Genomic DNA, 24,561 nt, shown 5'->3' with positions numbered 1-24,561 from the left:
TCAGCGGGCGACGAGCGGTGGCGACTGAGGCGCCTGGGCCGTGCGGGCTTCCAGTTGTACGATTTGATTGAGTAGCGCCGGTACATCCAGGATCAAGGCCACCGCGCCGCTGCCCAGAATGGTCGAGCCACTGATACCGCGCAGTGCGCCGAACAGCTTGCCCAGGGGCTTGATCACGGTCTGGAACTCGCCGTGCAGGTCATCGACCACCAGCCCGGCCTTGTGCTCGGCATAGCGCACCACCACCACGTTCTGACGGCGCGCGGCCGGGCCTTCGTGGCTGAAGTGGTCGCGCAGGTCCACCAGGGGCAGCACCTCGCCACGCAGGTCCAGATAGCCCTGATCGCGGCTGGACTGGCGCTGGCGGTCATCCAGCTCGACGCATTCCTGGACCATGTCCAGCGGAATCACGTAGGTGGATTGGTCGATGCCGACCAGGAAACCATTGATGATCGCCAGGGTCAGCGGCAAGCGAATGCGCACCACCGTGCCCTGGCCTGGGCGGCTGTCGAGGTCCACGGTGCCGCGCAACAGCGTGATATTGCGCTTGACCACGTCCATGCCGACGCCCCGCCCGGAGAGGTTGGTGACGGCCTCGGCGGTAGAGAAGCCCGCTTCGAAGATCAGGTTGTAGACCTCCTGGTCGGTGAGCACCGCGCTGCTGGCCACCAGCCCGCGTTCCTGGGCTTTTTCCAGAATGCGGTCGCGGTTGAGCCCGGCGCCGTCGTCGGCGATTTCGATAACGATGCTTCCAGAGTCGTGGTAGGCATTCAGGCTCAGATGGCCCTTGCTCGACTTGCCCGCCGCACGTCGCGCATCGGCACTTTCGATACCGTGGTCCATGGCGTTGCGCAGCAGGTGCATCAGCGGGTCGCCGATCTTCTCGACCACGGTCTTGTCCAGCTCGGTCTCCGCGCCGCTGATGATCAGCTCGATGTCCTTGCCCAGTTCATGGCTGACATCGCGCACCACGCGGCGGAAGCGGTTGAACGTGTCGCCGATGGGAATCATGCGCAGGTGCAGGGCACCATCGAGAATCTCTTCCACCAGCCCCGACACCGTCGAGGTGGCCTCCTGCAGCGGGTCATTGTTACAGGAACGCGCCAACAGGCTTGCGCCGGCGCTGGCGATCACCAATTCGCCGACCAGGTTGATCAACTCGTCGAGCTTGTCGGCGTTGACCCGAACATAACTGCCGTCGCGGGTTTTCGCCTCGCTGTTCGCTGGCTGGCGCTGGGGCGACGCGGGGGCCAGGCCTGGCTCGGCGTGCGCGATCAGGTCACTGCCGATGGCGACGCTGCTTTCGGGCGTTTCGTCAACGGCGCGGATCTGCACGTCACAGTCGTCGCGCACGAAGTCGAACACTTCGTTGAGCGTGGCATGGCTGGCCGTCGAACGCAGGTCGATCTCGAAGCCCAGGTAGCAGCTTTCCGGGTCCCAGTGCTCCAGGGCAGGGATGCTGTCGGTCAGGGTGGTGACCTGTACCATTTGCCCCAGCGTATCGAGGTAGCGCAGGAACGACAGCGGGTCCATGCCATTACGGAACACGTCCACGCCGAAACGCAGAGAAATATGCCAAAGCACATCGGCCCCCGTGTCGTCGTGCACCGCAGCGGGTACGACGTCGGCGGTGGCGGTGCGCAGCGGCTGGTAGTCGCTCAGCGCCTCGCGCAAGGTCTCACCGCGCTCCAGCGCGGCCGGGGTCGGCGTCTCACCGCGACTGGCGACCACGTCGATCAGTTCAAGCATGTGGTCGCCGCACTTGAGCAGCAGCGCGATCAACGCCGCGTCCACCGCCACACTGCCATCGCGCAGGCGGTCGAGAACGTCTTCGACGATATGCGTGAACCCCACGATCGACGCGAGGCCGAACAGCCCGGCGGACCCCTTGATAGTGTGCGCGGCGCGGAAAATCGCGCCGATGGCATCCTGGTCGCCGGGGTCGCTTTCCAACTGCAGCAGGGATTGCTCCATGGCCTGCAGCAGCTCGCGCGCCTCGACGATGAAGGTCTGCAGTGCCTGATCGAGATTGATGCTCACCTGGACTTTCCTTGTCGATCAATGAACGGGACAGTGCCGCTTAAAGCGCGGCGCTGCGACACAGTTGGAGCGCCTGCATGACTGCCTGGCTCTGGCCGGTCACACTCAAGGCGGTACCGGCAATGCCGGCTTCACGCTGGATGACGGCCAGCAACTGCAGGCCGGCACCGTCCATTTCCGTCACCTGGGACAGGTCCAGTTCCAGGCGCGGGGCCGCGCCCATCTGCGACAACAACGCGCCCGCCAGTTCAGCGACGGTGTAGATCGTGAGTTCGCCGTCGATGCCCACATGGGCGGTGTCGTCGATTGTTTCGTGAGTGATCGGCATGGTGGCCTCCCTGGCGCCGGGTGTCAGGGCAGGATCAATTTGGAGACCGCCGCCAGCATTTGCGCCGGCTGGAACGGCTTGACCACCCACGCCTTGGCGCCCGCGGCCTGGCCTTCGGCCTTCTTCGATTCCTGAGACTCGGTGGTCAGCATGATGATCGGTGTGAACTTGTAGTTGGCCAGCTTCTTTACCTCCTTGACGAAGGTGATGCCATCCATGTTGGGCATGTTCACGTCGCTGATGATCAGGTGCACTTTTTGTCCGGTCAGCTTGTTCAGGGCGTCCTTGCCGTCGCTGGCCTCGATCACGTCGTAACCGGCGCTTTTCAAGGCGATGCCGACCACTTGGCGCACGCTGCTGGAATCGTCGACCACTAATACATTCTTCGCCATGATGTGCTCCTAAAAGAAAGTGATGTCTTGGGAATTCGACTGCACAGCCGCCTCGCCGCGATGGAGGCGTCGTTGCTCGTCAGTGGCATAGGTGGTTTCCATGCGCGCCAGCCATTGGCGGGCGTCGATGGCCAGCGGCTGGTCCGGGGTCTGGTTGGCCTGTTGCAGATGGTCATGCAGGGCGTGCATGTTGTCGCGCACGTGACTGAGGATCTGGCTGACCCGGTCCTGGAATTGCAGGTTGACCAACACCTCGGTCATCTCATCGCGGATGCCGTAGCTTTCCTGCTTGAGCAGATCGGCGGATTCGGCCAGGCGCCCAGTGATGTTCTGGAAGCGTGTGAGCACCATTTGAATACTGTTTTCGGACTCGGCCACCGAATGGCTATCCTGGTCGGCACTGCTGGACGCGGCCTGCACCAATTGAGTAATGGCGTTGTTGATGATGTCGACCTTGGCCGACATCTGCTGGCCCGTTTCACTGGATTTGCTCGACAGGCTGCGCACCGCATCGGCCACCACCGCGAAGCCGCGACCGGCCTCACCGGCGCGCGCCGCTTCGATGGCCGCGTTGAGGGCCAGCAGGTTGGTTTGTGCGGCAATCGCTGCCACATCAGCGGCCATGGTACGCAGTTCGCCCGTGTAGGCGGTCAGGCTGCGCACCTGCGCCAGGGTCTGGTCACGGCTGGTTTGAGTGGCCTTGAGCGAATTGATCACCTGGCTCAACTCGCTGTCACTGCGCGCCAGCACCTCAAGCGCGCCGTCAGCGGCCTGCCCGTCCAGCTCGCCGGCCGCGTGCTGCGACGCTTGTACCGTCTCCTCCAAGCGAGTGGCGATCCCGGTGAAACGGTTCACCAGGCTCACAATCGCTTCCTCGGTCTGATGGCGCGAGCTTTCCACCTGCTTGGCCCAGATGGGCATGGCACCCAGCAATACCTCATCGAGCTGTGCACGCGAGGCCAAGCCGTCATGTGCATGCGCACTCGACTGGTCCGCCTGCGCCTGCGCAATCGCTCGCTGCAGTGCGTTGCGCTGTGAAGCCGCGCTCCAGGCACAGGCACCGAGGCCGATCACCACCAGTACCGCGCAGGCCAGCAGATTGGCCGGCGAGGTTGATTGCACGAGTATCCACAAAACGGCCGGCACGACCGGGATCAAGGCGAACCAACGGAAACGAGGATAAACGGGAAGGGGCATGCGGCTGGATAGGCGCTGGGGCATGAGTTCGGTCCTTGAACAGTGTTGCGGATATAAACGACATAGTGTTTATCCGCCCCTAGCGCCTCAACTTTAGGTCTGTTGAGTGCCTTCCGTCTGGTTTATGACCAATATGTTAATGACCCGTGGACCTGAGGCAGGCATTCCTTGAGGCCGCCCTTGCCGGGCGGCCGGTAGGGTTATTTCAACAAGGCAATCAGCGCGCAGACCACCGTGATCGCCAACGCCGGCCATTGCATCGGCATGAAAAAGAAGTGGTGGCGCACGCCATCGACGTGCGGTTGTCGGTTCAGTACAAAGCCCAGCAGGGTGTTGATCGCTGACCCCACCCCGAAGCCGAGCAACACCTGCATCAGCGATGTGTTGCCGGGTTTGACGCTGGGGTCGGGCCACAGCCCCATCAATAGCAGCACCATCGCCACCGGTGTAAACAACGTCAGCCAGCCTGCGCCGCGATAGATCATCATTTAATCCTCAGCTGTGACGCTGCTGGCTCAAGCCCGCTCGCGTGTTTGTTGTTGCGCCGCAAACACGGCATCGAGGGTATTGAGGAACAGGTCGTGACTCAGAATGCCGGTAGAGATGGTCGACAACACGGGTTTGCCGCTCTCGTCCTTGATCACCACTTTTTCGGTCCAGGCGTTGAGGTCGACGCTGCGCAGCGACGACATCGGCACTTTGTGGCCTTGGTACTCGAGGGATGCGCGGCTGACGACGATTGGCGAGGTGGTGATTTTCAGGAAGTTGCCACTCACGCGTTTGCCCCAGACCTGCCCCGAGCTGATGCAGTTGAACGTCACAGCCCCGCCCATCTCCAGCGTCGCGATCACTGCCGGCATGCGTGCGCGAACGTGCAATTCACGCACCAGTTGCTGGAATTCGTAAAAGCCTTTGAGGCTTTCAATCACCCGATGAAACGGCTCGGACGCGTTTCGACGATAGGCCAGGTTGGTGATCATGCCGGTCATCACGGTTTGCCCGGAGCCGAACAAGTACAGGTCTTCGATATCGGCAAACGCCGTGTACTCGCGTTGCTCGTTGATGATGCGTTCGATGCCGAACTCAAACACGTTGTAGCGTGGCGCGCGCAGTTTTTTGTGCCAGGCGTAGGCTGCAAACACGCCCACGGCAAGAACGACCAGCAAGGCGCTGGTGGCGTAGATCAGGGTATGTGGGTTGGCAAAGTTCAAGGCCATGCCACGTGATGTCTGGAGGTTGACCGGGCCATCGTTGCCCGGTGGCAGTATCGTGCCCAGGTACAGCACAAAACCGGCGAGGGCCAATAACACAACCCCGAATATCAAACTGAAAATCAGGAAGCCTTTGCCGTGGCGGAAACTCGCGATCAGCTCGCCGGTGGCCGAAGGTGCTTGGGTAGGGGATGACTGCATAAGTGTTTGCGTCCTTGTAATGGGTTAAGCCTTGCACACTGTCAGTCTGGTGGCCGGGTGCATTTGGCACGGCGAGTTGGAACATGGCTAATTAATATCGTTCCTTGGGAAGATGACTTCACAGGAGGGTGAGCCTGGCGGTTCGCGGTATTGGGGGCTTTTTTTTCCTGCCTGGAACAGTGATCATCGCCCTCCCCCAAGCCCTAGGAACCAAGACCATGGAGTTGACGCTGGAAGCTGTTGCGCTTTTTGCACTGAAGCTGGTGCACGAGACGGATGGCGGCAGCCCGGTCTTGCGGGACGATCCAGTGATGGATGGGTATGAGCGGGAGGTATTCGGGCTGCTGGTGCGGCAGGGAGACTTGGCGGCCATTCAATCCAAAGTCGCGGAATGTGTGGATCAAGCGCTTGAAGCGCTGGGCGGGGCCGATACGGTGATGGGGCGCGAGTTGCAGCGCTTGGCGCTGGGCGTGCGCCAGGCGTCGACACTGGATGAACTCAATGACCCGCTCAACGCACTCAAGGATTACCTGAAAGCCATCCTGTAACGCACGGTTCAGCGCCGCCCCTCCACCGCCATCCGCACCGCCAGCCCCATCAATACCGAGCCCATCAACCAGCGCTGCGCCACCTGCCAACCCGGCCGGGTGACGAAAAACACCGCGATGGACCCCGCCATGGTGGCAATCATCGCGTTGACGCTCACGCTGATGAGAATCTGCGTAAAGCCCAGCACCAGGGATTGCGTCAACACGCTGCCATGACCGTTCGGGTCGATGAACTGCGGCAGCAACGACAAATACATCACTGCCACCTTGGGGTTGAGCAGGTTGGTCACCAGGCCCATGGTGAACAGCTTGCGCGGGCTGTCCTTGGGCAGATCCCGCACCTGGAACGGCGAACGCCCACCCGGCCGGATCGCCTGCCAGGCCATGTACGCCAGGTACAGCGCACCGCCGAAACGCAGCGCGTCATAGGCAAACGGCACCGCCATGACCAGGGCCGTGATCCCCAAAGCCGCGCACACCATATAAACCAGAAACCCCAACGCCACGCCGCCGAGGGAAATCAACCCGGCCGTGCGACCCTGGCAAATCGAACGGGAGATAAGATAAATCATGTTCGGACCGGGCGTGAGCACCATGCCGAGTGAAATCAGCGCATAGGCCAGCCAACTGGACAGTTCGGGCATTGTTGGGCTCCTGGGGTGTTAGGTTGTCGGCGAAACATTTGGCCAAGGTTGTCAGCTTGGCCGCCATGGTAGGGCGTTCAAAATGCGCGCGTTAGATACAGATCCGCGAGTAAAACGGCATACACCCAAGAGGCAGGACATGATCGACTTCAACAACAAAGGCTTCTTCAAGCTCAAGCAAAACAACGAATACGCCGAACGCGTCGCTGCCCTGCTGCTGGACGGCGAAGAAGTGGTCGACGCCTACAAGGCCATGCGCGACGGCGTTGTGTTCACCACCAAGCGCATCATCGCGGTGAACGTGCAGGGGATAACCGGCAGCAAGAAAGACTTCACGTCGCTGCCATATAAAAACATCGTGGCGTATTCGGTGGAGACATCCGGGACGTTTGACCTGGATTCGGAGCTGGAGATTTACTTTTCGTCGCTGGGCAAAGTGAAATTCGAATTTACCGGCAAGACTTCGATTGTGGAAATCTCGCGGTTGATTTCCAAACATCTGCTCTGACTCCTGGCCTTGAAAAGTCTACAGTGTGAAAGCCTGCACCGCTTAAACGATCGATGCAGTTTTCTCACTGTGACCGGCGAGCGTGATTTCACAGCAGCTTGCAGATGACCTTCAAGTCATCAAAAAGAAAGTGCGCGTTAGCTCGACAATAGACATCATAGTGCTCAGCCATCTGCCTGCCGCTCTGGGTATGATTGAAGTAAGCATCGACCATCTCCTGTGGCCGGTGCAACCGTGGTTTATTCAGAACTCGCTCCTCCGTAAGGTCTCGATTTTTGCGAACCTGCACGCGCCCGTTTCGCAGTAAATTACGGAGCAAATTCCACTCATAAAAGAAAAACCCGTCCAACTCATAAAAATTCAAAAATGGGATATTGTGCAATAACACGAAATAACTATTATGCTCATAAGCCCCGCCCACACCATGCCGACTTAACTTTTTGCGGATACTCTCATCACTCAGACTATCTCTAAGCACTGCTAACTGGCGAACAAAACCGGCGCGGAAATTATCATTAAGAAACAACTGACATTGTTCCGCGAGGTAGGTCGGCATGTCCGACAACTGATACTTAACCTGAACAAAGTAATAAATATCATCCTCTACATCCTGAAGAATAAAATCTATATCATACCCCTTAACCTTCGAATTATTGCTCGGCTTAAACTCATCATAGACCTTGAAGCGCGGATCATTAAGATCCCGAATGTAGTTGAAGATATAATTTTTTTCGAACCCCACCCCTAGCAAGTGACCAAAATTTTGGCCTTTCTCACTTCCTTTTGCCTCACCCAATAAAAACCTGACAAACTTTCTCAACCCATACTTAAAGTTCAGCGCCCCCCCTGATATATACGCCGCCTTTGTATTCAATAAAGCTGCTAGCTGAGTCCAACGTGGGTGAACGTCCAATCAGCGCACTGTTGATCATATCCACTGTTGCGGAGCTGACAATACTTCTCAAGTAGGCTTCGTCGGTCGTGACTTGACCTGAAATCACACGCAGCTCAAGGTGAACTGCAAAATCGACGATTTCTCGCAGGTACTGATATTTCGGATGCCGGACCATATCTTCTGACAAATAGTCGGCGTGTATGGAAAAACATTTATCCAAGGTCTGATCAACCAAAAGTTTTCGGAGCGCCTCTGGCAATCGCCCATATCTTTGAAGTAAAGGTATAGCGTCATGCCGAGAAATCAAGTCACTGATCTTTGAATTAGCCTCGGTAATTTCCGCTAGCCAAAAACCCTTAACCCGTCGTTGTAGCTTCACAGTAGGCGTAATATGAAGAGTGTCTCCCGCCAGCCTAGCCGTCAGCAGACCTTGCGCCATCAGAAAATAAACTTCACTTAGGTAGTAACTCGTCCATAAATTAGCATTCATGAGGATGGCCAAATTATGAACTGCACGCAGCTTCAAGCTTTCGGCAACCCTATTACAAGTATATTCGAGCGCTGCCCACGTATAAGACGCATTAAACCCAGCGATCATTTCGCGTCGAGACGCTGACTTAATGTCCTCTCCCGACAATAAAACTCCAACCTTGAAATACAGACCTAACTGATCAGTAAAACGATGCATGGTTTCCTGATTAAGGGGTGTGTAGTCTTCAAATAAATAATCAGGCAGGGTGTCGCGGGCATGCCGCAAGTTAACGCTAAGCTTTTCCCAGAGTAACGATTGGATCTGCTCGGAGCGAATCAGGCTACGCAGTAACGGGATACGGTAAAGCACTCGAGTGTGCCACTTGAGACGTTCCCCTACTGGAGGCTCCGTGGTCATTACCGCCATAGGATTATGCAAAAAGGCAAGCAGCGCTGGATCAACGTTGTCATAAATCATAAATAGTTTCCTGTTCGCTCTTTATTACCTTTACCCCCGGCGTTTCATACGGCCAGTTTCCGAGGCTATCAAACCGCAGGCGCGATGCGAAGGATGTCTATATGCGGGCGCAGTTTTATCTTCTTTATCAAAGATATAAATGTCAGTTTTCAATTGGCTCCGCAACCAAGGTTCCCATTTCGGCTGGCGTTGCGCGGCAACTTTTACCTCCTTTTCTCACGGACGGATCGTTTGAGAGATACAACTCCGGTATTACGCAACCTGATTGAGTCCAATGCTAAACGAAAAAAACAGAAAACGAGATAATCGAAACGTGCCTTTCCAACCAGATCTCAGTCCACTTTTCCCACACGTACAATCGAATTAAGCCGACATAAGCTTCTGCTCGCGCGCTCGTAGGCTCACCTCCTCGCACAAGGACGTGAGCCCGTCATGCCAGAACGCTCTTACCCACCCACCGAAGAAGAGTTACGCAAACAACGCATCCTGACGCCGCAGCCATCGCGTGCGCCGTATTCGCCATCGGTTGATTTTTTCGAGCCATCCCCTGCCCCAGCCCCTACGCGAGCCAAACCTCCCGGCTGCGTCTTCATGAAGCCTTGCCAACTGCCTGACGGCATCACTCATTACTTCGACCAGGCCGGGTATGTCCCGCTGGAGCTGATCAAGGAGTACGGCCACTTAAGCCTGCTGGGTGGGCGTGAGGTGGATAGCAGGGGCGCGGTTGCCTTGCGCAAGATCGGCGGCAGCACATTGCCTGCAGGTTTGGGCCAGTTGGCGTTGCGGTCGGCCGTTTGGGAGTCGGCGGCAACTGCCGTTGGATCGGTCGCCGGGGGCCTGCTGACGGGCTTGGTGGCGCTGGCCTGGCCGTCAGAGCTGGGTGATAGCGCGCTCTACAGCGAGGAGCAGTTGCGTTCGATGCAACGGGCGCGGTCGCAGATGCGGTTGCATATCGAGCAACGCGAGGACGGCACGCTCAAGGGGTATGGGTTCTACACGGGCAACCATGCCGATTGGCAGATGATTGATGTGGTGCAGTTCCAAAACCGTAGCGATCAGTTTGTAGCGGATTTGGGTGAGGGTGTGGAGTTGATCTGGACACCCGCCGTTGATCCCAGCGACACGCTGGGGATTCCGCCATTGGAGGCTGCGCCGCAAGCGCCGATGATCTGGATTTATCCGCCGACGGAGAAAGCGGCGCAGATTCTGGTGAACCCGGTTTATCCGCCGGAGTATCGGGATTTTATTCTGGTGTTCCCGGTGGAGTCGGGGGTACGGCCGCTGTATGTGGTGGTCAACAAGCCAAGGAAAGGGCTCAGAAACCCAGACCATGACTACTTCCCAGCCCCCAAAGCCGAAGATATAACAGGCTTCCCTGGTCTGATTCCGCAAAGGCCTGTGACGCCAAGAAGAGGGGGCGTTGGCTTACGCGAACGTTGGATAGACGCAAAAGGAAAAAGAATATTTGAATGGGATTCCAAGAAAGCCGAGCTGGAAGTCTATCGAAAAAGTGACTTGGAACACCTCGGTGCATTTGATCCTTATACCGCCGAGCGTCGAGGACCGGCGGACCCGAAACGTCGAATTTATAGATAAAGAGGAATTCTGAAAATGGTGATGAAAATCAGACTGCGATGGTACGAAAAGCACAGCAATGACTTGAAAGCGGATGAATACTCAGCGGATATCGCAGACCCAGACAGTATTTTTGAAGCATTGGGCTTAAGCGAAGAGACCGCGATATATGCCGACGTATTCAACGTCCAACCCAATTGGATAACGCTAATTCAGCCGTACTTCCAGCACGTGATCCAACCCAACCGCCTCGACTACCAAATCTCCTTCCGCTACCAAGGCGCCTGGCCACCGCCTCCAAAACAATCCAAAAAGGCGTCGTGATGCAATGAAACCCACATCGCAAAAGCCCCTCCTCTACCGCTCAGTCAACACCCGAACCCATGGCGTGCGCCACGGCAGTTGTCGCGCCTACCGGTATGAGCGGCACACCAAAAGCGAAAAAGACAAACAATCAAACCGCGGTTCGATGCATAGCCATCAACGGCATGGCTTTGATTACACCCCGCTATTCCGCTTTCTACTTTCCAAAGTCGGTCACCCATGGGATCAGGTGTTCAGCGAAGCCAACGCCCGCCTGGATCGTCCGGAGCCGATGTTCTGGATGGTCGCGCAACATGAAAGCGACAAGCAGGATTACGTGAGAACGGATGAAAACAGCTACTACAGCGGCTTGTGGGTCGACGAAGGCGGCCTGCTGCAAAAGGTCAACCCACAGCTGACGCCCGAGCAGATGAAACCCTTCTGCAACTGCTGCACCCACACTTTCAACGGTGTGGTATTCCCGCAGGGTCTACCACACCACGGCTAACCCTCAACCCGACTTACCCCCACTCCCCGCCTCAGCCACCGGTACCCGATTTGCCGGGTCCGTCACGTCATACACATGCTGCTCACACCCCGACCCCTTGAATTGGAATTCCACCAGATACACTTTTGCCTTCTCCGGGCTAAACGTATTCATCTCCGGCCCGCAGGTGTAGTAGTAACCAGTACGGGTGTCGTTCGCGTAACCCGATACAGTGAGTTTCTTGCCGGGGTCGGCCTGGATTTCCAGTTGTGGGAAACGCTTGAAGCCCGCACTGGCCACGGTCTGGTTGAGCTTGGCGATCCAGTTGAAGACCTTACCTTCGCCGGTGTCCATCACCGTGCCGAGGGCTTCCATGCGTGAGTCAGGATCGCCTTCGCGACTGATCGAGAAGTCGACGGCGGGGGTGCCGCCACTGGACTTCATAATGACTTTGGCGTGTTCCGCATCCACAGCCACGGTTTTCTGGCGAAACTGAATGCCGTCCTTGAACAGGCTGGATGATGAGTCGCGTTGGTTGGATTGGCAGGCGCCCAGGGCCAGAGCGAGGGAGAGCAATGCGATTCGCTTCACGGAGGATATCCTTATCGAATGAGGGTGATGAAGAGACCAGGGCTCACAGGGAATGTTCCAAACCTTATCACCTGTCAATTTTGCGCAGTTTGCCGCCTGAAACCGACTGTGCCACGGCCAATTGCTCCTCGAAGCTGAAACCCGAAAGCTCGTAGAACAGACTCCGCACTGGCTGAGCCTGTTCGCCCCGCAGGGGGTACCTGTGCAGCCGGGGCTGGGCCATGGTTCGGTAGACCCTGATCAGAGCCGGGTTCGCGGCATAACCTGCGAACTCACGCTGCGCACTTTCCACATCGCTATATAAGGCATAGCCGTAGTCGTGAGCGGTATCGGAGTCCGCGCGTCCTCCAAACCGGACTTCGCCATCCTTGAGAAAATGCCTGAGCAAGTGAGGATCCAGAATGGGCACGTCGTCATATGCAAAACCGGCGTGATAAGGACCACTGACGATCACCAACGGCAGCACGGTGACTTCGGACGCGTCGCTGAGGTGAGGAAAATACTGGCTGCAAAATGCCCCCAGCCCTTGCTGAATATGTTGGGTTTTTCGCCGCGCCTGGCGGGCTTTATGGATGATGCCATTGTTGTCGGAAAAATCGTTGTGGTAATCCAGCGGAGTTATCGGTGCTCGACGACTGCGCAGTTCACACACCACCAGCAGACTGCCAAACGAGAACACAAGGTCGATCTCCTCGACAACCTTGGACGGTCCTCTGAACTTCACCGCCCCCAACCATGTCAAGCCCGCCATGATCGGGTTGGTTTTGCGACAATCTTCCAACACCGCGAGCAGGTAACGTTCAAACAGTCGTCCGCGTTGCTTCCCTTTGGGGTCGATGATGCTGAGCCAGATATCAAAATTCCTGGAGATGCTGGCCGTCAACGGCGCACTGATCGGAATCAGTACGTCTTCATCCACCTTCACCAACGGTCGCGACCACAGGTCGTGCTGCAGGCTCTTGGCCTCGTAAAGGAGCAGATCAATGGCCGCGTTTACCTGTTCAACTGCAAGCCCCGTGGACTCTGCAAGCCGTTCGACAAGAGTGTTGCGGGAAAACCGCGGACACAGCTTGAGCAGGTCTTCCCACTGCCGAGGCGCAGGCATCTGCCCATAGCGCTCTTTGAGTTGCGCCGCGATCACCGCAAGGTGCAGCCAGATATGCAGCAGGTTTTGGCACTCGGTACTTTTTACAGCCGGGTCGAGAGAGGCATCGAACAACGGATGCAGGTACTCGTCGATCATGTAATACGGCGACAGATACGCATAAAGCGCGGCTGTCTGGACGCTGTCGCTTAATTCAGACCAGTTGCCGATCGACAACACGTCGGTGCCGACGCAGTGGATATAGCGCTGCCACCCGAGCCGGGGCACATAGGTTTGGCGCCCCTGATGAAGGTCGTTGGAAATTCTCAGACCGTTGGTACCGTTGTGGTGATCACGGCGGTATTCATAAATCACTTTGACCAGATCCAGATGCTCCGACGCAGAGGAGAGCAGTACGCCTTTGGAGTCGGCAAAAAACTCCATGCCGCCGTACAACAACTCTTGCCAGATTTTTTTGAAACTATGGGTCAGTTGAACCAGGTCGCTTTCATAGGCAAAAAAGTTGATAGCGCTGAGCATATGCGGGCAATTGTCGGGGAACAGCACACGCAGGTCATGGCGGTTTTGATAAAGATCCCAGATCGGCCCGCAGAGCGAATCCAGCCGCAGCATGTTGAGGTGATCCGGTGGCAGGCCGGACTCACCGTTGGTCAATGAAGAACGGAATGAAAGGTGCTCTTCAAGGGATGCTGTCGGGTTGGCCTCGACGGCGTGCAGGGCCTCGACGGACATTGCGCAGAAGAAGTGATTGGCCGACCCGATATGTGCGCTGATCAGCGCGTCATACGTCAGCGGCTCATCTGTACTGAACGAATAGTGCAGACGGCTGCTCTTTACCCGTTTAAATTGGGTGTTCAGCCAGCGTGCACCTTCCAGGAAGCCTCTTTCGATGCTGTGCCCAGGATAAAGCGCCTGGTATTTCACAATCCAATCGTTGATGTCGAACTCGTCGAGCATCGCGGGGTGTGCCAGTTGTTTGTTGCGGGCGAGCTTGAGCAGTTGCCGGTCCATCAGCGTGCCTCTGGTTTTTTTAAGGTAAAGCCCGCAGGCTTCGATCGACACCAATCACTTGGGCTGGAAGGTTTCCAGATACGCCAGGATGTTTTCAATTTTCTCCTGGTCGCTGATACCCCAGAAGATCATCCGCGTACCACTCACCACCTTCTTCGGCGCCTCGATATAGGCCGCGAGCTTGTCACGGGTCCAGACCACACCGGAGTTTTTCATCGCGTCGGAATACTGATAGTCCGTGGTCGTACCGGCGGGCCGGCCGATGATGCCGTTGAGTTGCGGGCCGAAACCGCCGCGCGCGCCTTCGCCGATGCTGTGGCAGCCGCCGCAGGTCTTGGTGAAGAGCTTGCCGCCCGCCTCGGCGTCGCCGGCCGCCAGAGCGGGGCTTGCGTTAAGGATCAGGGCGAGGGTGAAAAAGGCGTATTTCATCAAAGGCTCCACAGCCGGCAACGGTAGGCCGATTATGCCTGTATCAATTTCCCTCCGCCGCTTCTGGTAACAGCCCGGGAAGCGCTCTGAAACGACCATCCATCGCCCGGTACACATCCAATCGAACCTATTCCAACCCATCCCACTCCACCTTACTGAATCCCTGATGGTGGAGTAAGGATCATGGCTCAGCCATCGATTTTGGTGCTGGAAGACGACGAAATCATTCGGGCGTTAATGGTGGATGTACTGGAGGATTTCGGCGCGCTGGTGACGTCGTTTCCTTCGGCGGATGAGGGGATGATTTATCTTGAGCGGGCCGATGATCCGGTCGACCTGATTGTCAGCGATATCCAGATGCCGGGCCTGCTCAATGGCTATGACCTGAGCAAGGTGGTGGCCCATCGTTGGCCGACGGTGCCGGTGGTGTTGACCTCGGGGAATACCAAGTTGGCGGCGCAGTTGGGCGGCTCGGTGCGTTTTTTGCCCAAACCGTGGAGCACTGAGCATTTGATTGAGTGCGTACAAACGGCGTTGACCCAACAAGGCTTGTCAATGCACTGATAGCGTCACGATATCACTCAGATCGAACTTCATGGCGCCGTCCAGGGTCATTATGCAAGCAAGGAGCGACTTTTCTGATCCGCTGGTCAGCCTCTTCGCCTTGCGCGTACAGCTGACCGCCATGAGTTGTGTAGAATTGTCGCCCGTTTAACGCGTCATTCATGGCCGAGAGGCCCACAGTTCGAGCTCACTGAATGCATTCACAGGCCCATGACGTTGGTGCGCCCTCTTTGCTGGAAACGTTGCGCACAGGCACGGCCCTGCTGCATGTGGCGCTGGAGAAGCGCCTGCCGTTTTTCTCTGAGCATCTGGATGCCGATTGGTATCAGCGCTTGCTTGAGGCTTACTACGGTTTTTATGGACCGATGGAAGCGGCGCTGTACGAATGTGAGTTGATCCCTGAGGGCTTTGATCAGGGGGCGCGTACGAAAACCCCGACGCTACTGCACGATCTGGATGCACTGGGCCTGAATGAACAGGCTATCGGCGCCCTGCCCCGCTGCGCCGAACTCCCGACCCTCGACACCCCCGCCGCCTGCCTCGGAGCCCTGTACGTGCTGGAAGGCGCGACCCTCGGCGGCCAAGTGCTGCGCCGGGAAATGGCCCAGCGCCTGGACGTCAACGCCGACAACGGTGGGGCGTTTCTCAATGTATACGGCGCCGAGACCGGTCGACGCTGGAAAGACTTTCTCGATTACCTGGGCCGCCTGCCGCTGGATGCCCCCGCCAAACAACGCGCGGTAGAGGCAGCCCGTTCAACATTCCGCTGCTTTGAGCAATGGCTCGACAGCCAGGAGGTACTGCTATGAAACCCGAAGATTTTGAAGAGCTGCTTGCCAACTGTGCCGACGAGCCGATTCGCTTCCCGGGGGCAATCCAGCCCCATGGCGTGCTGCTGACATTGTCCGAGCCCGAGCTGACTATCATCCAGGTCAGTGCCAACGTGGGCAGCCTGTTCGGCCATGCGCCCGAGGCGCTGCTGGGCCAGCCACTGCACACGCTGATGGGCGCCGAGCCCGCCCAGGCGGTTGCCGCCATGGCCGAAAACAACACGTTTTTTGACGCGCCACCGCTGCACGTTTCCTTTAACGGCGCAGAGTTCGAAGGCCTGCTGCACCGCCATCAGAATGTGCTGGTGCTGGAATTCGAGCCACGTCTCAAAGACTTCCGCCCACGGGCACTGAACGGGCGCACCAGTGACCTGGGCAAGATGCTGCAACGTTTGCAGTCGGCGAAAACCCTGCAAGCGCTGTACGAAATCAGCGTGACTGAAATCCAGGCCATGACCGGCTACGACCGCGTGCTGATCTACCGCTTCGAAGATGAAGGCCACGGCCAGGTGATCGCCGAAGCATCGGCGCCGTCCATGGAGCTGTTCAACGGGTTGTTCTTCCCCGCGTCCGACATCCCGGAGCAAGCCCGCGAGCTGTATCGCACCAACTGGCTACGCATCATCCCGAACGCGGCCTACGAGCCGGTTCCACTGTTGCCCAAGCTGCGCCCGGACACCGGCCAGCCGCTGGACCTGAGCTTTGCCACGCTGCGCAGCGTGTCGCCGATTCACTGCCAGTACATGCAGAACATGGGCGTGTTGTCGTCCATGAGCATTTCGCTGATGAAAGGCGACAAACTCTGGGGGCTGATCAGTTGCGGCAACCGCGAGCCGCTGCTGGTGCCGAACGAGCTGCGCACCACCTGCCAGACCATAGGCCAGGTGCTGTCGTTGCAGATCAGCGCCATGGAGGCCCTGGACCTGAGCCGTCAGCGCGAGGAAAAAGTCGAGGCCCTGGCGTTGCTCGACCAGGCGATGAAACGCTCGGAAGATAACGTATTCGACGGCCTGGCCCAGCAACCGCAGGTACTGATGGACCTGACCCTGTCCGGCGGCGTGGCGATCATCGAAGACAAGCAGTTGCACCGCTACGGCAACTGCCCGGAGCCGGCGCAGATCCGCGCCTTGCACAAGTGGCTGCAAGGGCGCAGCGAGCCGGTGTTTTCCAGCCATAACCTGGTGTCGGTGTACCCGCCGGCCGCCGAATTCCAGCAGGTGGCCAGTGGCGTGTTGGCCATGAGCCTGCCCAAGCCGGTGGATAACGCTGTGCTGTGGTTCCGTCCGGAAGTGAAAGAGAACATCAATTGGAGTGGCGACCCGAAAAAACCGCTGGACCTGGAAAACTCCGACGCTGGCCTGCGCCTTCGCCCACGTACCTCGTTTGAAATCTGGAAAGTGGAGATGGCCGGTATCTCCACCAAGTGGAGCCATGGCGACCACTTTGCCGCCAACGACCTGCGCCGCTCGGCCCTGGAAAACGACCTGGCGCGCCAGGTGCTGCGTGAGCAACAAGCGGTGCGTGCGCGTGATGAACTGGTGGCGGTGGTGTCCCACGACCTGCGTAACCCGATGACAGTGATCTCGATGCTGTGCGGCATGATGCAAAAGGCCTTCAGCTCCGATGGCCCACACACCTCGCGACGAATTTCCTCGGCCATCGACACCATGCAACAGGCGGCCGGGCGCATGAACGTACTGCTGGAGGATTTGCTCGACACCTCGAAAATCGAGGCCGGGCGGTATGTGGTCAAGCCGGTGGCACTCGACGTGACCCAGATCTTCGAGGAAGCCTATTCCCTGCTGGCACCGCTGGCGATGGATAAGGGCATCGACCTGTCTTTCAACGCCGAGCCGGGCCTGCAGATCAATGCCGACCCGGAGCGTCTGTTCCAGGTGCTGTCGAACCTGATCGGCAACGCGATCAAGTTCACTCCGCGCCAGGGCAACATCGGCATCAGCGCCATGAGCAATGGCGAAGAGATTGTGTTCTCTGTGCGCGACTCCGGCGAAGGCATTGCGCCGGAACAACTGCCGTACGTGTTCGATCGCTACTGGACCCAGACGGAAAACAACCCGACCGGCAGCGGGTTGGGGCTGTACATCACCCAAGGCATCGTCCAGGCCCATGGCGGCAAGATCGTTGCCGAAAGTGAAGTGGGTCGGGGAAGTGAGTTCCGGTTTACGGTGCCGAAGGTGATCGACGACTCGCATACCTGACTGAACGTCCCGACTGTGAAGGTCGAGACTTTTGTGGTGAGCGGGCTTGCCACAAGCCATGTTTAAACGGGCAACACCACCACCGCTTCCAGCCCTCCGCCCTGGCGCTCAGCCAGGGTCACGGTGCCGCCATGTTCCAGCACAATCGCCCGAGCGGTCGAGAGTCCCAAGCCGACACCGCCCGTGCTTTTGTTGCGTGAGCCTTCCAGGCGATAGAACGGCAGGAACACCTCCTCCCGATATTCGGCCGCAATGCCCGGCCCGCGATCCAGCACGCGAATCACTACCTCGTCCTGTGTGTGCTGCAACTCGATCTCCGGCGCGATGCCATAGTGGATCGCGTTGTCCACGAGGTTGGTGATCACCCGCTTGAGGCCCAGGGGCCGGCCGAAGTACACCAGGCGTGGCGGGCCGCGAAAGGTGATGTCGATCGCCTGGTCGCGGTAGTCGTCGATCAGGGTTTGCAGCAACTCGGCCAGGTCCAGTTGCGTAGCCTGCTCCAGCCGGGCGTCATCGCGGAAGAATTCCAGGGCGGTGTTGATCATGGCCTGCATTTCATCGACGTCGCGAAACAGCCGCTGCTGCTGGTCGGCATCTTCGATGAATTCCCCGCGCAGGCGCAGGCGCGTCAGCGGTGCGCGCAGGTCGTGGGAGATGGCCGCGAGCATTTGCGTGCGGTCCTGGATGAAGTGGCGTAATTGCGCCTGCATGCTGTTGAACGCAAGGATCGCCTGGCGGATTTCATGGGGCCCCACCGGCTCGATGGGCGGTGCGCGAAAGTCTGCACCAAAGCGCCGCACGCCCTGGGCAAAGTCCTGCAGCGGCCGCGCCAGTCGCCGAGTGGCCACCAGGGTGACCAGTGCGGTGGAGATCAGCACCATTAACACCACGATCACACTGCGTGCGCCCTCGTCCAGGCCCCAACTGCGGGCAGGCGCGGTAAACATCAGCCAGGACTGATCGGCCAGTTGCATCAGCAGCAGGTAGTGGCCATTGCCGTCGGGCCAGTCAGACGGTTCATAGGCTTCCATGGGACGGATCGGGCCGTCCAGCAGGTGCTCGAAGGCCTGTTCTCCCGATTGGAAATCCGGGTCATTCAGCACGGGTAGATCAAAGGCGGTTCGCTGCGCCGACCACCTCACGCTGAACGCGTCATCAGCCATGACCTCGGCCAGACGCGGTCGTTGCGCCGGCTCCGACGCTTCGATCACACGCACCACCACGGCGATCTTTTCCAGCAGCCCGGTCTCGGTGAGCGGCGGCCGTGCCCAAACCCCCGCCAGTTGCACGAACAGGGCGTTGAACGCCAATGCGGTGAACATCGCGACCAGCACCGTCAGGGCGATCCAGCGCGCCACGGTGTCGCGTGGGCGGCGACTCATGAACGGGTCACGCTGACGGTGAATTGGTAGCCGCCATTGCGCACCGTGCGGATCATCGCCGGGCGTTTGGTATCGAATTCCAGCTTGCGACGCAGGCGGCTCACTTGCACGTCGATGCTGCGGTCAAAAGCGTCGTGGCTGTGGCCTCGCGCCAGGTTCAACAACTGCTCACGGGTCAGCACGCGCTGGGGGTGTTCGGTGAACACCAGCAGCAGGTCGAACTCGCCGGACGACAACGGGATCATCACCTGGTCGGGCGAACGCAATTCGCGGCGTGTGAGGTCCAACTGCCAGCCGGCAAAGTGGATCCGGGGGCGTGCCACCTCCCCCATAGGCAGTCGCGTTTCGCCCGCCCGACGCAAGACCGCGCGCACCCGCGCCAGCAATTCGCGAGCATCGAATGGTTTGCTCAAGTAGTCGTCTGCGCCCATTTCCAGGCCTACCACACGGTCGCTGAGTTCGCCCATGGCAGTGAGCATGATCACCGGCGTCGCATATTGCTGGCGCAGGCGCTGGCACAGCAGCAGGCCGTTATCACCGGGCAGCATCAGGTCGAGGATGATCAGGTCAGCCGGCTGGCGCTCCATGGCCGCCCACAACTCGGCGCCACTGGCAGCCGTCTCGATCCCATAGCCGTGTTGCAGGAAAAATTTCTTCAGCAGGGCGAGGACTTCAAGGTCATCGTCCACAATCAACAAGTTGCTCACCGACGGTCTTCACTGGGTGGGTTCGAGGCGCTATCTAAAACCATTCGGCGCGGTCCGTCATATATTTCAATCGTGCAATAAAGCGTCAACGCCGCAATAAACCAGACATCTTTGCGCAAGGTTGCACTGCCAGGATCGGCCTCCCTTTTTTGCGGAGGCTGTGCCCATGCGCTCGTTGACCTACCCCCGGCATCTGGCCCGCCAGGCCGTGCTGTTGCTGACAGTGTCTTACCTGACGGGCTGCGCAAGCCCAACCCAGGTGGCGCCACCTGCTCGCTGTGCGCAGGTGAATTACCCGGTGTATGACCCGGCCGAGCCAGTCAACCGTGGCGTGTTTGCGTTCAACCGTATTGTGGATAACTACGCCCTGGCGCCGATAGCACGTGGTTACCGTGACCTGCCGGATTTTTTCCAGCAGGGTGTGCATAACTTTGCGAGCAACTTCGGCGAGCCGGCGGTGTTTATCAACGACCTCATGCAAGGCAACCCGCGACGCTCGGTCAATACCCTGGGGCGTTTCGCCGTGAACACGACGGTGGGCGTGGTGGGGCTGTTCGATGTGTCGGACCGCCTGGGCATCTCGCGCCATACAGCCGACTTCGGCCAGACGTTCGGCGTGTGGGGAATCGGCAATGGGCCGATTGTCGAACTGCCGTTGCTGGGCACCAGCAATAGCCGGGATGCGGCGGGCAAGGTCTTGAGCTTCCTGGTTTCGCCACTGGGCGACAGCGATACCGTGCAAACCCTGGGCACCATCAGCCTGGTGGGCGGCACGGTCGATACCCGTGCATCATTGTTACCGCTCACCGACAGCCTGCAGAAACTGCCGGATTACTACAGCGCGTTGCGTAATGTAGTGGCGGAAAATCGGGCGGCTTTTGTGCGCGAGGGCCAGGCAGGCGCGACATCTCCTGCGCTGGACAGTTGTGCGAACAGCGCTTCGGATGACTTCAGAGCGCGGTAGCCAACCACGTAATCTCTTGCAGCAGTGGGTTTATAGCCTACTCGCTATGCCGTCATTATGTTTGGCCTCACTTCGCTGCAACAGGCGAAGTCATCCTCTAAACGCTATAAGGAAACATCCATGCCAAGCGCAATCAATCACACACTGGGCAGCTTTTACCCCCCACTGCAGCAGGATGATGCAGAGCCCCAGCGCAGGAAGCGCAGCATTGACGTCACACACTCGCAACTGAACGCCGCCGATCCTGGGAGCACGGCCGCCAACGACCGTCGCAAAAGCGGAGGTGGGCTAGACACACTGGGTCAAGGCAGGTTGCTCTAACCCGCCTTGATACGAAGGGCAGTGCACGGCCCTTCGTACTCCTGCTTAACAAAACCATGACATTCACTGGGCTAACCTTGCCGGTTAAACCCAGCGTGGAACCATTACCTGCATGCCGCACCTCGATAAACTGCCCGCCGTATTGGCCGGCCCACTGCTGCGCCGCCTCGAACCCCGGCGCCTGGTACTGTGGCTGGTGGGCAGTCGAGCCTTGCAACTGACCCTGCAGTTGCATCTGCCCGCCCAAACCCTGGAGATCAACCTGGATCATTGCCAGGTCGTTCCGGTGGGGCGCCATGCTTTTATCCACTTGATCGATGTACCGCTGGACGATGCCCTGCCCCAGGACATAACGATCCGTTACGACCTGCTGTTCGACAACACCGGCATCGCCGACTGGGCGCCACACCTGCTGTACGCCAACGCCCAATACCCAAGCTTCGTTTTGCACAGCCGCATCCACCAGTTGGTACACGGCTCATGCCGCAAACCCCACCACAGCGCCGATGAAGGCCTGCTGTGTGTCGACCGCCTGCTGGCCGATGCCACCACTGCCGCCGAGCGTCCGGCCCTGCTGATGATGAGCGGTGACCAGGTGTACGCCGACGATGTGGCCGGGCCGATGTTGCGCGCCATACATGCATTGATCGCACGCCTGGGCCTGTTCGATGAATACCTGGAGGGCGCCGTGATCGATGACAGCGCCAGCCTCTACAGGCATCGTGCCAGCTACTACCATCGCGCCGACCTGCTGCCGGCACTGGACAGCAACGAAACCCTGCGTGAACGCTTCTTTGGCGGTGTGAAAAAGCCGATCTTCACCAGCAGCACTGCCGACAATCACTTGGTGACCTTCGCTGAAGTCATCGCGATGTACCTGCTGGTATGGTCGCCGACGCCGTGGGAACTGATCGCGCCTGAAGCGCCGCAACTGAGCACAGAAGAACAGCCGCGCTACCTCCGCGAACACGTGCAACTCGAGCGATTCCGCAATGGCCTGCCAGGCGTCGCCCGGGTGTTCGCGCACCTGTCCACCTTGATGATCTTTGACGATCACGACATCACCGACGACTGGAACCTCAGCGCCCAATGGGAAGCCACCGCCTACGGCCACCCGTTCTCCAAACGCATCATCGGTAACGCTCTGCTGGCCTACCTGCTCTGCCAGGGCTGGGGCAACCAGCCGGATGCGTTCAACGAACTGGTCAGCCAAACCCAGTCGCTCACCTGCCAGCCCCAGGCCAACCACCTGCAAGCCGCCGCCCAGGATGATTTGATCCAAGCGCTGCTCAACTTCCAGCAATGGCACTACGTGCTACCCACTACCCCGGCCCTGGTGGTGCTCGACACCCGCACACGTCGGTGGCGCAGCGAGTTCACCCTCAAGCAACCGTCCGGCCTGCTGGACTGGGAGGCGCTGAGTGAGCTGCAACAGGAACTGCTCGACCATCCTTCGGCCATCATTGTTTCCCCCGCCCCCATCTTTGGCGTGAAGTTGATCGAGACGGTCCAGAAGATTTTCAGCTGGTGCGGCCACCCGTTGCTGGTGGATGCGGAAAACTGGATGGCCCACCGTGGCGCTGCCCAGGTGATCCTCAATATCTTTCGCCACTCGCGTACACCGGGTAACTACGTGATCCTTTCAGGTGACGTTCACTATTCATTCGTCTACGAAGTGCTGATCCGCCATCGCAACGCGGGCCCCAGGATCTGGCAGATCACCAGCAGTGGCATCAAGAATGAATTCCCCCCACGCCTGCTGGAATGGTTTGACCGGCTCAACCGTTGGCTCTACTCACCCCGCTCGCCCCTCAACGGGTTCACGCGCCGTCGCAGTATGCAGGTGGTGCCGCATATTCCCGAGCACGCCGAAGCCGGCGAGCGGTTGTGGAATTCGGCGGGGATCGGCCAGGTGTTTTTCAACGAGCAAGGCCAGCCTGAAACGATCTACCAGCACAACGCTGATGGGAAGGGGCGGACGGAGATGATGGCACCTGATCAATAGCCATTAGCCATCAACCTTTAGCCGTACATCTGCCCTATTCAAAGCACCCAGGCCCCGTTGTACAGTAGCGCCAGCCACGGAGTATCGGCGTCAACAACGGCAGGCCTTGAGGCCTGCTCAGGCAAGGAATGCGCACATGGTCGATAACTCCGACAACAACCCGTTGGAACAGGACTTCTCTCACTTCAACGCCGACATGCTGCACACCGTGCTGGAGTTGGTCAGCGACGGGATCTGGGACTGGAACGCCAACACCGGGTTCGTCTACCGCAACCCAGGCTGGTACGAAATGCTGGGTTATCCCCGCCACGCGCTGGAGAACAGTGTATTCACCTGGGAAAGCGTAATTCACCCGGACGACTATGCCCAAGTGATGAAGTTGTTTGACGATTACATCCACCGGCGTGCCCCTTACTACCAGGCCGAGTACCGCTGTCGCAAAAAAGACGGCAGCTACTTGTGGATCGAAGACCGTGGCTACGTGATTGCGCGTAACGCCGACGGCTCGGTCGCAAGGATGGTGGGCGCCCATCGCAACATTCATCTGCGAAAATGCTCCGTCGAACAGTTGGAAAGACGCAATCAATCCCTTGAGGCGCTGGTGGCCGAGCGCACACGCGAGCTGTCGCGGGTCAACCAGCAGTTGCAGCTACAGCTGGATGAAAACCGCTCGCTGGCCGAACGGGATGCCCTGACCCTGGTCGCCAACCGCTACCGCCTGGAGAAAGTGCTGCTGGAAGAATGCGAGCGCGCCCAACGCTTTCGCCTGCCGCTGACGCTGATCGCGATGGATATCGATGACTTCAAGCCGATCAATGACCGTTTCGGTCATGGCGTGGGCGATCAGACGCTGGTGCAGGTAGTGGAATGCCTGCAACGCTGTATTCGCCGTGGGGATCTGTTGGCCCGATGGGGCGGCGACGAGTTTGTGCTGGTCCTGCCCAAGACCTCGCTGGACAGTGCGAAGGCACTGGCAAAGAGCATCCGCCAGCAATTGAAACACAGCTCGCACGGCGGCGACTTCAGAGTCACCTTGAGCCTGGGTGTAGCCGAGCGCGAACAGGATGAGTCCCCCGCCGCGCTGATGGCGCGTGCCGACCAGGCGTTGTACCGCGCCAAAGCGGCGGGAAAAGATGGAGTATCTGAATAACAGCC

General features: G+C 58.8%; 25 protein-coding genes. 11 read left to right on the top strand and 14 right to left on the bottom strand.

Features of this window, described 5'->3' with window-relative positions:
* The 6 genes from BMX59_RS29105 to BMX59_RS29080 form a co-directional block, all read right to left on the bottom strand.
* A complete protein-coding gene (locus tag BMX59_RS29105) occupies positions 1 to 2,040 on the bottom strand; it encodes a chemotaxis protein CheA (RefSeq protein ID WP_093128362.1) in 2,040 nt (679 codons plus the stop codon).
* Positions 2,041 to 2,080: 40 nt separating this feature from the next.
* Positions 2,081 to 2,368 (bottom strand): STAS domain-containing protein, encoded by a 288-nt coding sequence (locus BMX59_RS29100; RefSeq protein ID WP_058423390.1) that lies wholly within the window; start codon positions 2,366 to 2,368, stop codon positions 2,081 to 2,083.
* Positions 2,369 to 2,391: 23 nt separating this feature from the next.
* Entirely contained in the window at positions 2,392 to 2,760 is a 369-nt protein-coding gene (locus BMX59_RS29095; protein ID WP_058423391.1) for a response regulator, read from the bottom strand.
* 9 nt (positions 2,761 to 2,769) lie between these two features.
* Complete coding sequence (locus tag BMX59_RS29090; protein ID WP_371914395.1) at positions 2,770 to 3,681, bottom strand: methyl-accepting chemotaxis protein; 912 nt, start codon at positions 3,679 to 3,681, stop codon at positions 2,770 to 2,772.
* A gap of 476 nt (positions 3,682 to 4,157) precedes the next feature.
* Positions 4,158 to 4,445 carry a hypothetical protein gene (locus tag BMX59_RS29085; RefSeq protein ID WP_093128354.1) on the bottom strand — a complete coding sequence of 96 codons (288 nt, stop codon included), beginning with the start codon at positions 4,443 to 4,445 and terminating at the stop codon, positions 4,158 to 4,160.
* A 27-nt stretch (positions 4,446 to 4,472) separates the two neighbouring features.
* On the bottom strand, positions 4,473 to 5,369 hold the full coding sequence (locus BMX59_RS29080; RefSeq protein WP_093128352.1) for a hypothetical protein: 897 nt from the start codon (positions 5,367 to 5,369) through the stop codon (positions 4,473 to 4,475).
* A 218-nt stretch (positions 5,370 to 5,587) separates the two neighbouring features.
* Between BMX59_RS29080 and BMX59_RS29075 the strand changes: the two genes are divergently transcribed.
* On the top strand, positions 5,588 to 5,917 hold the full coding sequence (locus BMX59_RS29075) for a hypothetical protein (protein WP_093128349.1): 330 nt from the start codon (positions 5,588 to 5,590) through the stop codon (positions 5,915 to 5,917).
* A gap of 8 nt (positions 5,918 to 5,925) precedes the next feature.
* Here BMX59_RS29075 and BMX59_RS29070 read toward each other — a convergent pair whose 3' ends face one another.
* Positions 5,926 to 6,561: a LysE family translocator gene (locus BMX59_RS29070; protein WP_093128346.1), complete on the bottom strand. Its 636-nt coding sequence runs from the start codon at positions 6,559 to 6,561 to the stop codon at positions 5,926 to 5,928.
* 139 nt (positions 6,562 to 6,700) lie between these two features.
* Between BMX59_RS29070 and BMX59_RS29065 the strand changes: the two genes are divergently transcribed.
* The gene (locus BMX59_RS29065) at positions 6,701 to 7,069 is read left to right on the top strand and encodes a PH domain-containing protein (RefSeq protein WP_071489223.1); all 369 of its coding nucleotides are present in this window, start codon (positions 6,701 to 6,703) and stop codon (positions 7,067 to 7,069) included.
* A gap of 88 nt (positions 7,070 to 7,157) precedes the next feature.
* On the opposite strand, the gene BMX59_RS29060 is transcribed toward BMX59_RS29065, so the two are convergent.
* Positions 7,158 to 7,865, bottom strand: coding sequence for a hypothetical protein (locus tag BMX59_RS29060; RefSeq protein WP_139212942.1), 708 nt, complete (start codon positions 7,863 to 7,865; stop codon positions 7,158 to 7,160).
* A gap of 31 nt (positions 7,866 to 7,896) precedes the next feature.
* A complete protein-coding gene (locus BMX59_RS29055) occupies positions 7,897 to 8,913 on the bottom strand; it encodes a hypothetical protein (protein WP_093128342.1) in 1,017 nt (338 codons plus the stop codon).
* 432 nt (positions 8,914 to 9,345) lie between these two features.
* Between BMX59_RS29055 and BMX59_RS29050 the strand changes: the two genes are divergently transcribed.
* The 3 genes from BMX59_RS29050 to BMX59_RS29040 all read left to right on the top strand — a co-directional run bounded on the left by BMX59_RS29050 (position 9,346) and on the right by BMX59_RS29040 (position 11,299).
* Positions 9,346 to 10,509, top strand: a complete 1,164-nt coding sequence (locus BMX59_RS29050) for an S-type pyocin domain-containing protein (RefSeq protein WP_093128339.1) — start codon at positions 9,346 to 9,348, stop codon at positions 10,507 to 10,509.
* 15 nt (positions 10,510 to 10,524) lie between these two features.
* On the top strand, positions 10,525 to 10,812 hold the full coding sequence (locus BMX59_RS29045; protein ID WP_071496423.1) for a colicin E3-like toxin immunity protein: 288 nt from the start codon (positions 10,525 to 10,527) through the stop codon (positions 10,810 to 10,812).
* Between the two features lie 145 nt (positions 10,813 to 10,957).
* Entirely contained in the window at positions 10,958 to 11,299 is a 342-nt protein-coding gene (locus BMX59_RS29040; RefSeq protein ID WP_306459258.1) for a hypothetical protein, read from the top strand.
* 3 nt (positions 11,300 to 11,302) lie between these two features.
* Here BMX59_RS29040 and BMX59_RS29035 read toward each other — a convergent pair whose 3' ends face one another.
* From BMX59_RS29035 to BMX59_RS29025, 3 genes are all read right to left on the bottom strand, one after another.
* Entirely contained in the window at positions 11,303 to 11,869 is a 567-nt protein-coding gene (locus BMX59_RS29035) for a hypothetical protein (RefSeq protein WP_092249296.1), read from the bottom strand.
* A gap of 67 nt (positions 11,870 to 11,936) precedes the next feature.
* Positions 11,937 to 14,036 carry a hypothetical protein gene (locus tag BMX59_RS29030; protein ID WP_256573011.1) on the bottom strand — a complete coding sequence of 700 codons (2,100 nt, stop codon included), beginning with the start codon at positions 14,034 to 14,036 and terminating at the stop codon, positions 11,937 to 11,939.
* Positions 14,037 to 14,039: 3 nt separating this feature from the next.
* Positions 14,040 to 14,414 (bottom strand): c-type cytochrome, encoded by a 375-nt coding sequence (locus BMX59_RS29025; protein ID WP_092249302.1) that lies wholly within the window; start codon positions 14,412 to 14,414, stop codon positions 14,040 to 14,042.
* 183 nt (positions 14,415 to 14,597) lie between these two features.
* On the opposite strand from BMX59_RS29025, the gene BMX59_RS29020 reads away from it, so the two are divergent.
* From BMX59_RS29020 to BMX59_RS29010, 3 genes are all read left to right on the top strand, one after another.
* A complete protein-coding gene (locus BMX59_RS29020) occupies positions 14,598 to 14,978 on the top strand; it encodes a response regulator (protein ID WP_092249305.1) in 381 nt (126 codons plus the stop codon).
* Between the two features lie 194 nt (positions 14,979 to 15,172).
* On the top strand, positions 15,173 to 15,787 hold the full coding sequence (locus BMX59_RS29015; RefSeq protein WP_092249308.1) for a biliverdin-producing heme oxygenase: 615 nt from the start codon (positions 15,173 to 15,175) through the stop codon (positions 15,785 to 15,787).
* Positions 15,784 to 18,027, top strand: coding sequence for an ATP-binding protein (locus BMX59_RS29010; RefSeq protein ID WP_093128329.1), 2,244 nt, complete (start codon positions 15,784 to 15,786; stop codon positions 18,025 to 18,027). The genes BMX59_RS29015 and BMX59_RS29010 overlap by 4 nt, the downstream gene beginning before the upstream one ends.
* Before the next feature lie 62 nt (positions 18,028 to 18,089).
* Here BMX59_RS29010 and BMX59_RS29005 read toward each other — a convergent pair whose 3' ends face one another.
* The gene (locus tag BMX59_RS29005; RefSeq protein ID WP_093128326.1) at positions 18,090 to 19,409 is read right to left on the bottom strand and encodes an ATP-binding protein; all 1,320 of its coding nucleotides are present in this window, start codon (positions 19,407 to 19,409) and stop codon (positions 18,090 to 18,092) included.
* Positions 19,406 to 20,116: a response regulator gene (locus BMX59_RS29000; protein ID WP_093128324.1), complete on the bottom strand. Its 711-nt coding sequence runs from the start codon at positions 20,114 to 20,116 to the stop codon at positions 19,406 to 19,408. The genes BMX59_RS29005 and BMX59_RS29000 overlap by 4 nt, the downstream gene beginning before the upstream one ends.
* Positions 20,117 to 20,282: 166 nt before the next feature.
* Here BMX59_RS29000 and BMX59_RS28995 point away from each other — a divergent pair, with 166 nt between their 5' ends.
* From BMX59_RS28995 to BMX59_RS28980, 3 genes are all read left to right on the top strand, one after another.
* The gene (locus tag BMX59_RS28995; RefSeq protein ID WP_093128321.1) at positions 20,283 to 21,080 is read left to right on the top strand and encodes an MlaA family lipoprotein; all 798 of its coding nucleotides are present in this window, start codon (positions 20,283 to 20,285) and stop codon (positions 21,078 to 21,080) included.
* Between the two features lie 433 nt (positions 21,081 to 21,513).
* Complete coding sequence (locus BMX59_RS28985) at positions 21,514 to 23,406, top strand: alkaline phosphatase D family protein (RefSeq protein ID WP_093128317.1); 1,893 nt, start codon at positions 21,514 to 21,516, stop codon at positions 23,404 to 23,406.
* A 136-nt stretch (positions 23,407 to 23,542) separates the two neighbouring features.
* Complete coding sequence (locus BMX59_RS28980) at positions 23,543 to 24,556, top strand: diguanylate cyclase domain-containing protein (RefSeq protein ID WP_092249328.1); 1,014 nt, start codon at positions 23,543 to 23,545, stop codon at positions 24,554 to 24,556.
* The last annotated feature ends 5 nt before the right edge of the window (positions 24,557 to 24,561 follow it).

It is taken from the genome of Pseudomonas sp. NFR09, assembly GCF_900111535.1.
Taxonomy (GTDB): Bacteria; Pseudomonadota; Gammaproteobacteria; order Pseudomonadales; family Pseudomonadaceae; genus Aquipseudomonas; species Aquipseudomonas extremorientalis.
Note: the sequence above shows the minus strand (reverse complement) of the source record. Positions and strands in the feature narration are given on the sequence as shown.

Bases quoted from the DNA above. Each gene is read 5' to 3' on its own strand.
- BMX59_RS28980 (WP_092249328.1), top strand. From the start codon at position 23,543: ATGGTCGATAACTCCGACAACAACCCGTTGGAACAGGACTTCTCTCAC.
- BMX59_RS29020 (WP_092249305.1), top strand. From the start codon at position 14,598: ATGGCTCAGCCATCGATTTTGGTGCTGGAAGACGACGAAATCATTCGG.
- BMX59_RS29090 (WP_371914395.1), bottom strand. From the start codon at position 3,681: ATGCCCATCTGGGCCAAGCAGGTGGAAAGCTCGCGCCATCAGACCGAG.
- BMX59_RS29050 (WP_093128339.1), top strand. From the start codon at position 9,346: ATGCCAGAACGCTCTTACCCACCCACCGAAGAAGAGTTACGCAAACAA.
- BMX59_RS29045 (WP_071496423.1), top strand. From the start codon at position 10,525: ATGGTGATGAAAATCAGACTGCGATGGTACGAAAAGCACAGCAATGAC.
- BMX59_RS29070 (WP_093128346.1), bottom strand. From the start codon at position 6,561: ATGCCCGAACTGTCCAGTTGGCTGGCCTATGCGCTGATTTCACTCGGC.
- BMX59_RS29095 (WP_058423391.1), bottom strand. From the start codon at position 2,760: ATGGCGAAGAATGTATTAGTGGTCGACGATTCCAGCAGCGTGCGCCAA.
- BMX59_RS28995 (WP_093128321.1), top strand. From the start codon at position 20,283: ATGCGCTCGTTGACCTACCCCCGGCATCTGGCCCGCCAGGCCGTGCTG.
- BMX59_RS29085 (WP_093128354.1), bottom strand. From the start codon at position 4,445: ATGATGATCTATCGCGGCGCAGGCTGGCTGACGTTGTTTACACCGGTG.
- BMX59_RS29055 (WP_093128342.1), bottom strand. From the start codon at position 8,913: ATGATTTATGACAACGTTGATCCAGCGCTGCTTGCCTTTTTGCATAAT.
- BMX59_RS29100 (WP_058423390.1), bottom strand. From the start codon at position 2,368: ATGCCGATCACTCACGAAACAATCGACGACACCGCCCATGTGGGCATC.
- BMX59_RS29025 (WP_092249302.1), bottom strand. From the start codon at position 14,414: ATGAAATACGCCTTTTTCACCCTCGCCCTGATCCTTAACGCAAGCCCC.
- BMX59_RS29040 (WP_306459258.1), top strand. From the start codon at position 10,958: ATGCATAGCCATCAACGGCATGGCTTTGATTACACCCCGCTATTCCGC.
- BMX59_RS29005 (WP_093128326.1), bottom strand. From the start codon at position 19,409: ATGAGTCGCCGCCCACGCGACACCGTGGCGCGCTGGATCGCCCTGACG.
- BMX59_RS29075 (WP_093128349.1), top strand. From the start codon at position 5,588: ATGGAGTTGACGCTGGAAGCTGTTGCGCTTTTTGCACTGAAGCTGGTG.
- BMX59_RS29015 (WP_092249308.1), top strand. From the start codon at position 15,173: ATGCATTCACAGGCCCATGACGTTGGTGCGCCCTCTTTGCTGGAAACG.
- BMX59_RS28985 (WP_093128317.1), top strand. From the start codon at position 21,514: ATGCCGCACCTCGATAAACTGCCCGCCGTATTGGCCGGCCCACTGCTG.
- BMX59_RS29065 (WP_071489223.1), top strand. From the start codon at position 6,701: ATGATCGACTTCAACAACAAAGGCTTCTTCAAGCTCAAGCAAAACAAC.
- BMX59_RS29010 (WP_093128329.1), top strand. From the start codon at position 15,784: ATGAAACCCGAAGATTTTGAAGAGCTGCTTGCCAACTGTGCCGACGAG.
- BMX59_RS29080 (WP_093128352.1), bottom strand. From the start codon at position 5,369: ATGCAGTCATCCCCTACCCAAGCACCTTCGGCCACCGGCGAGCTGATC.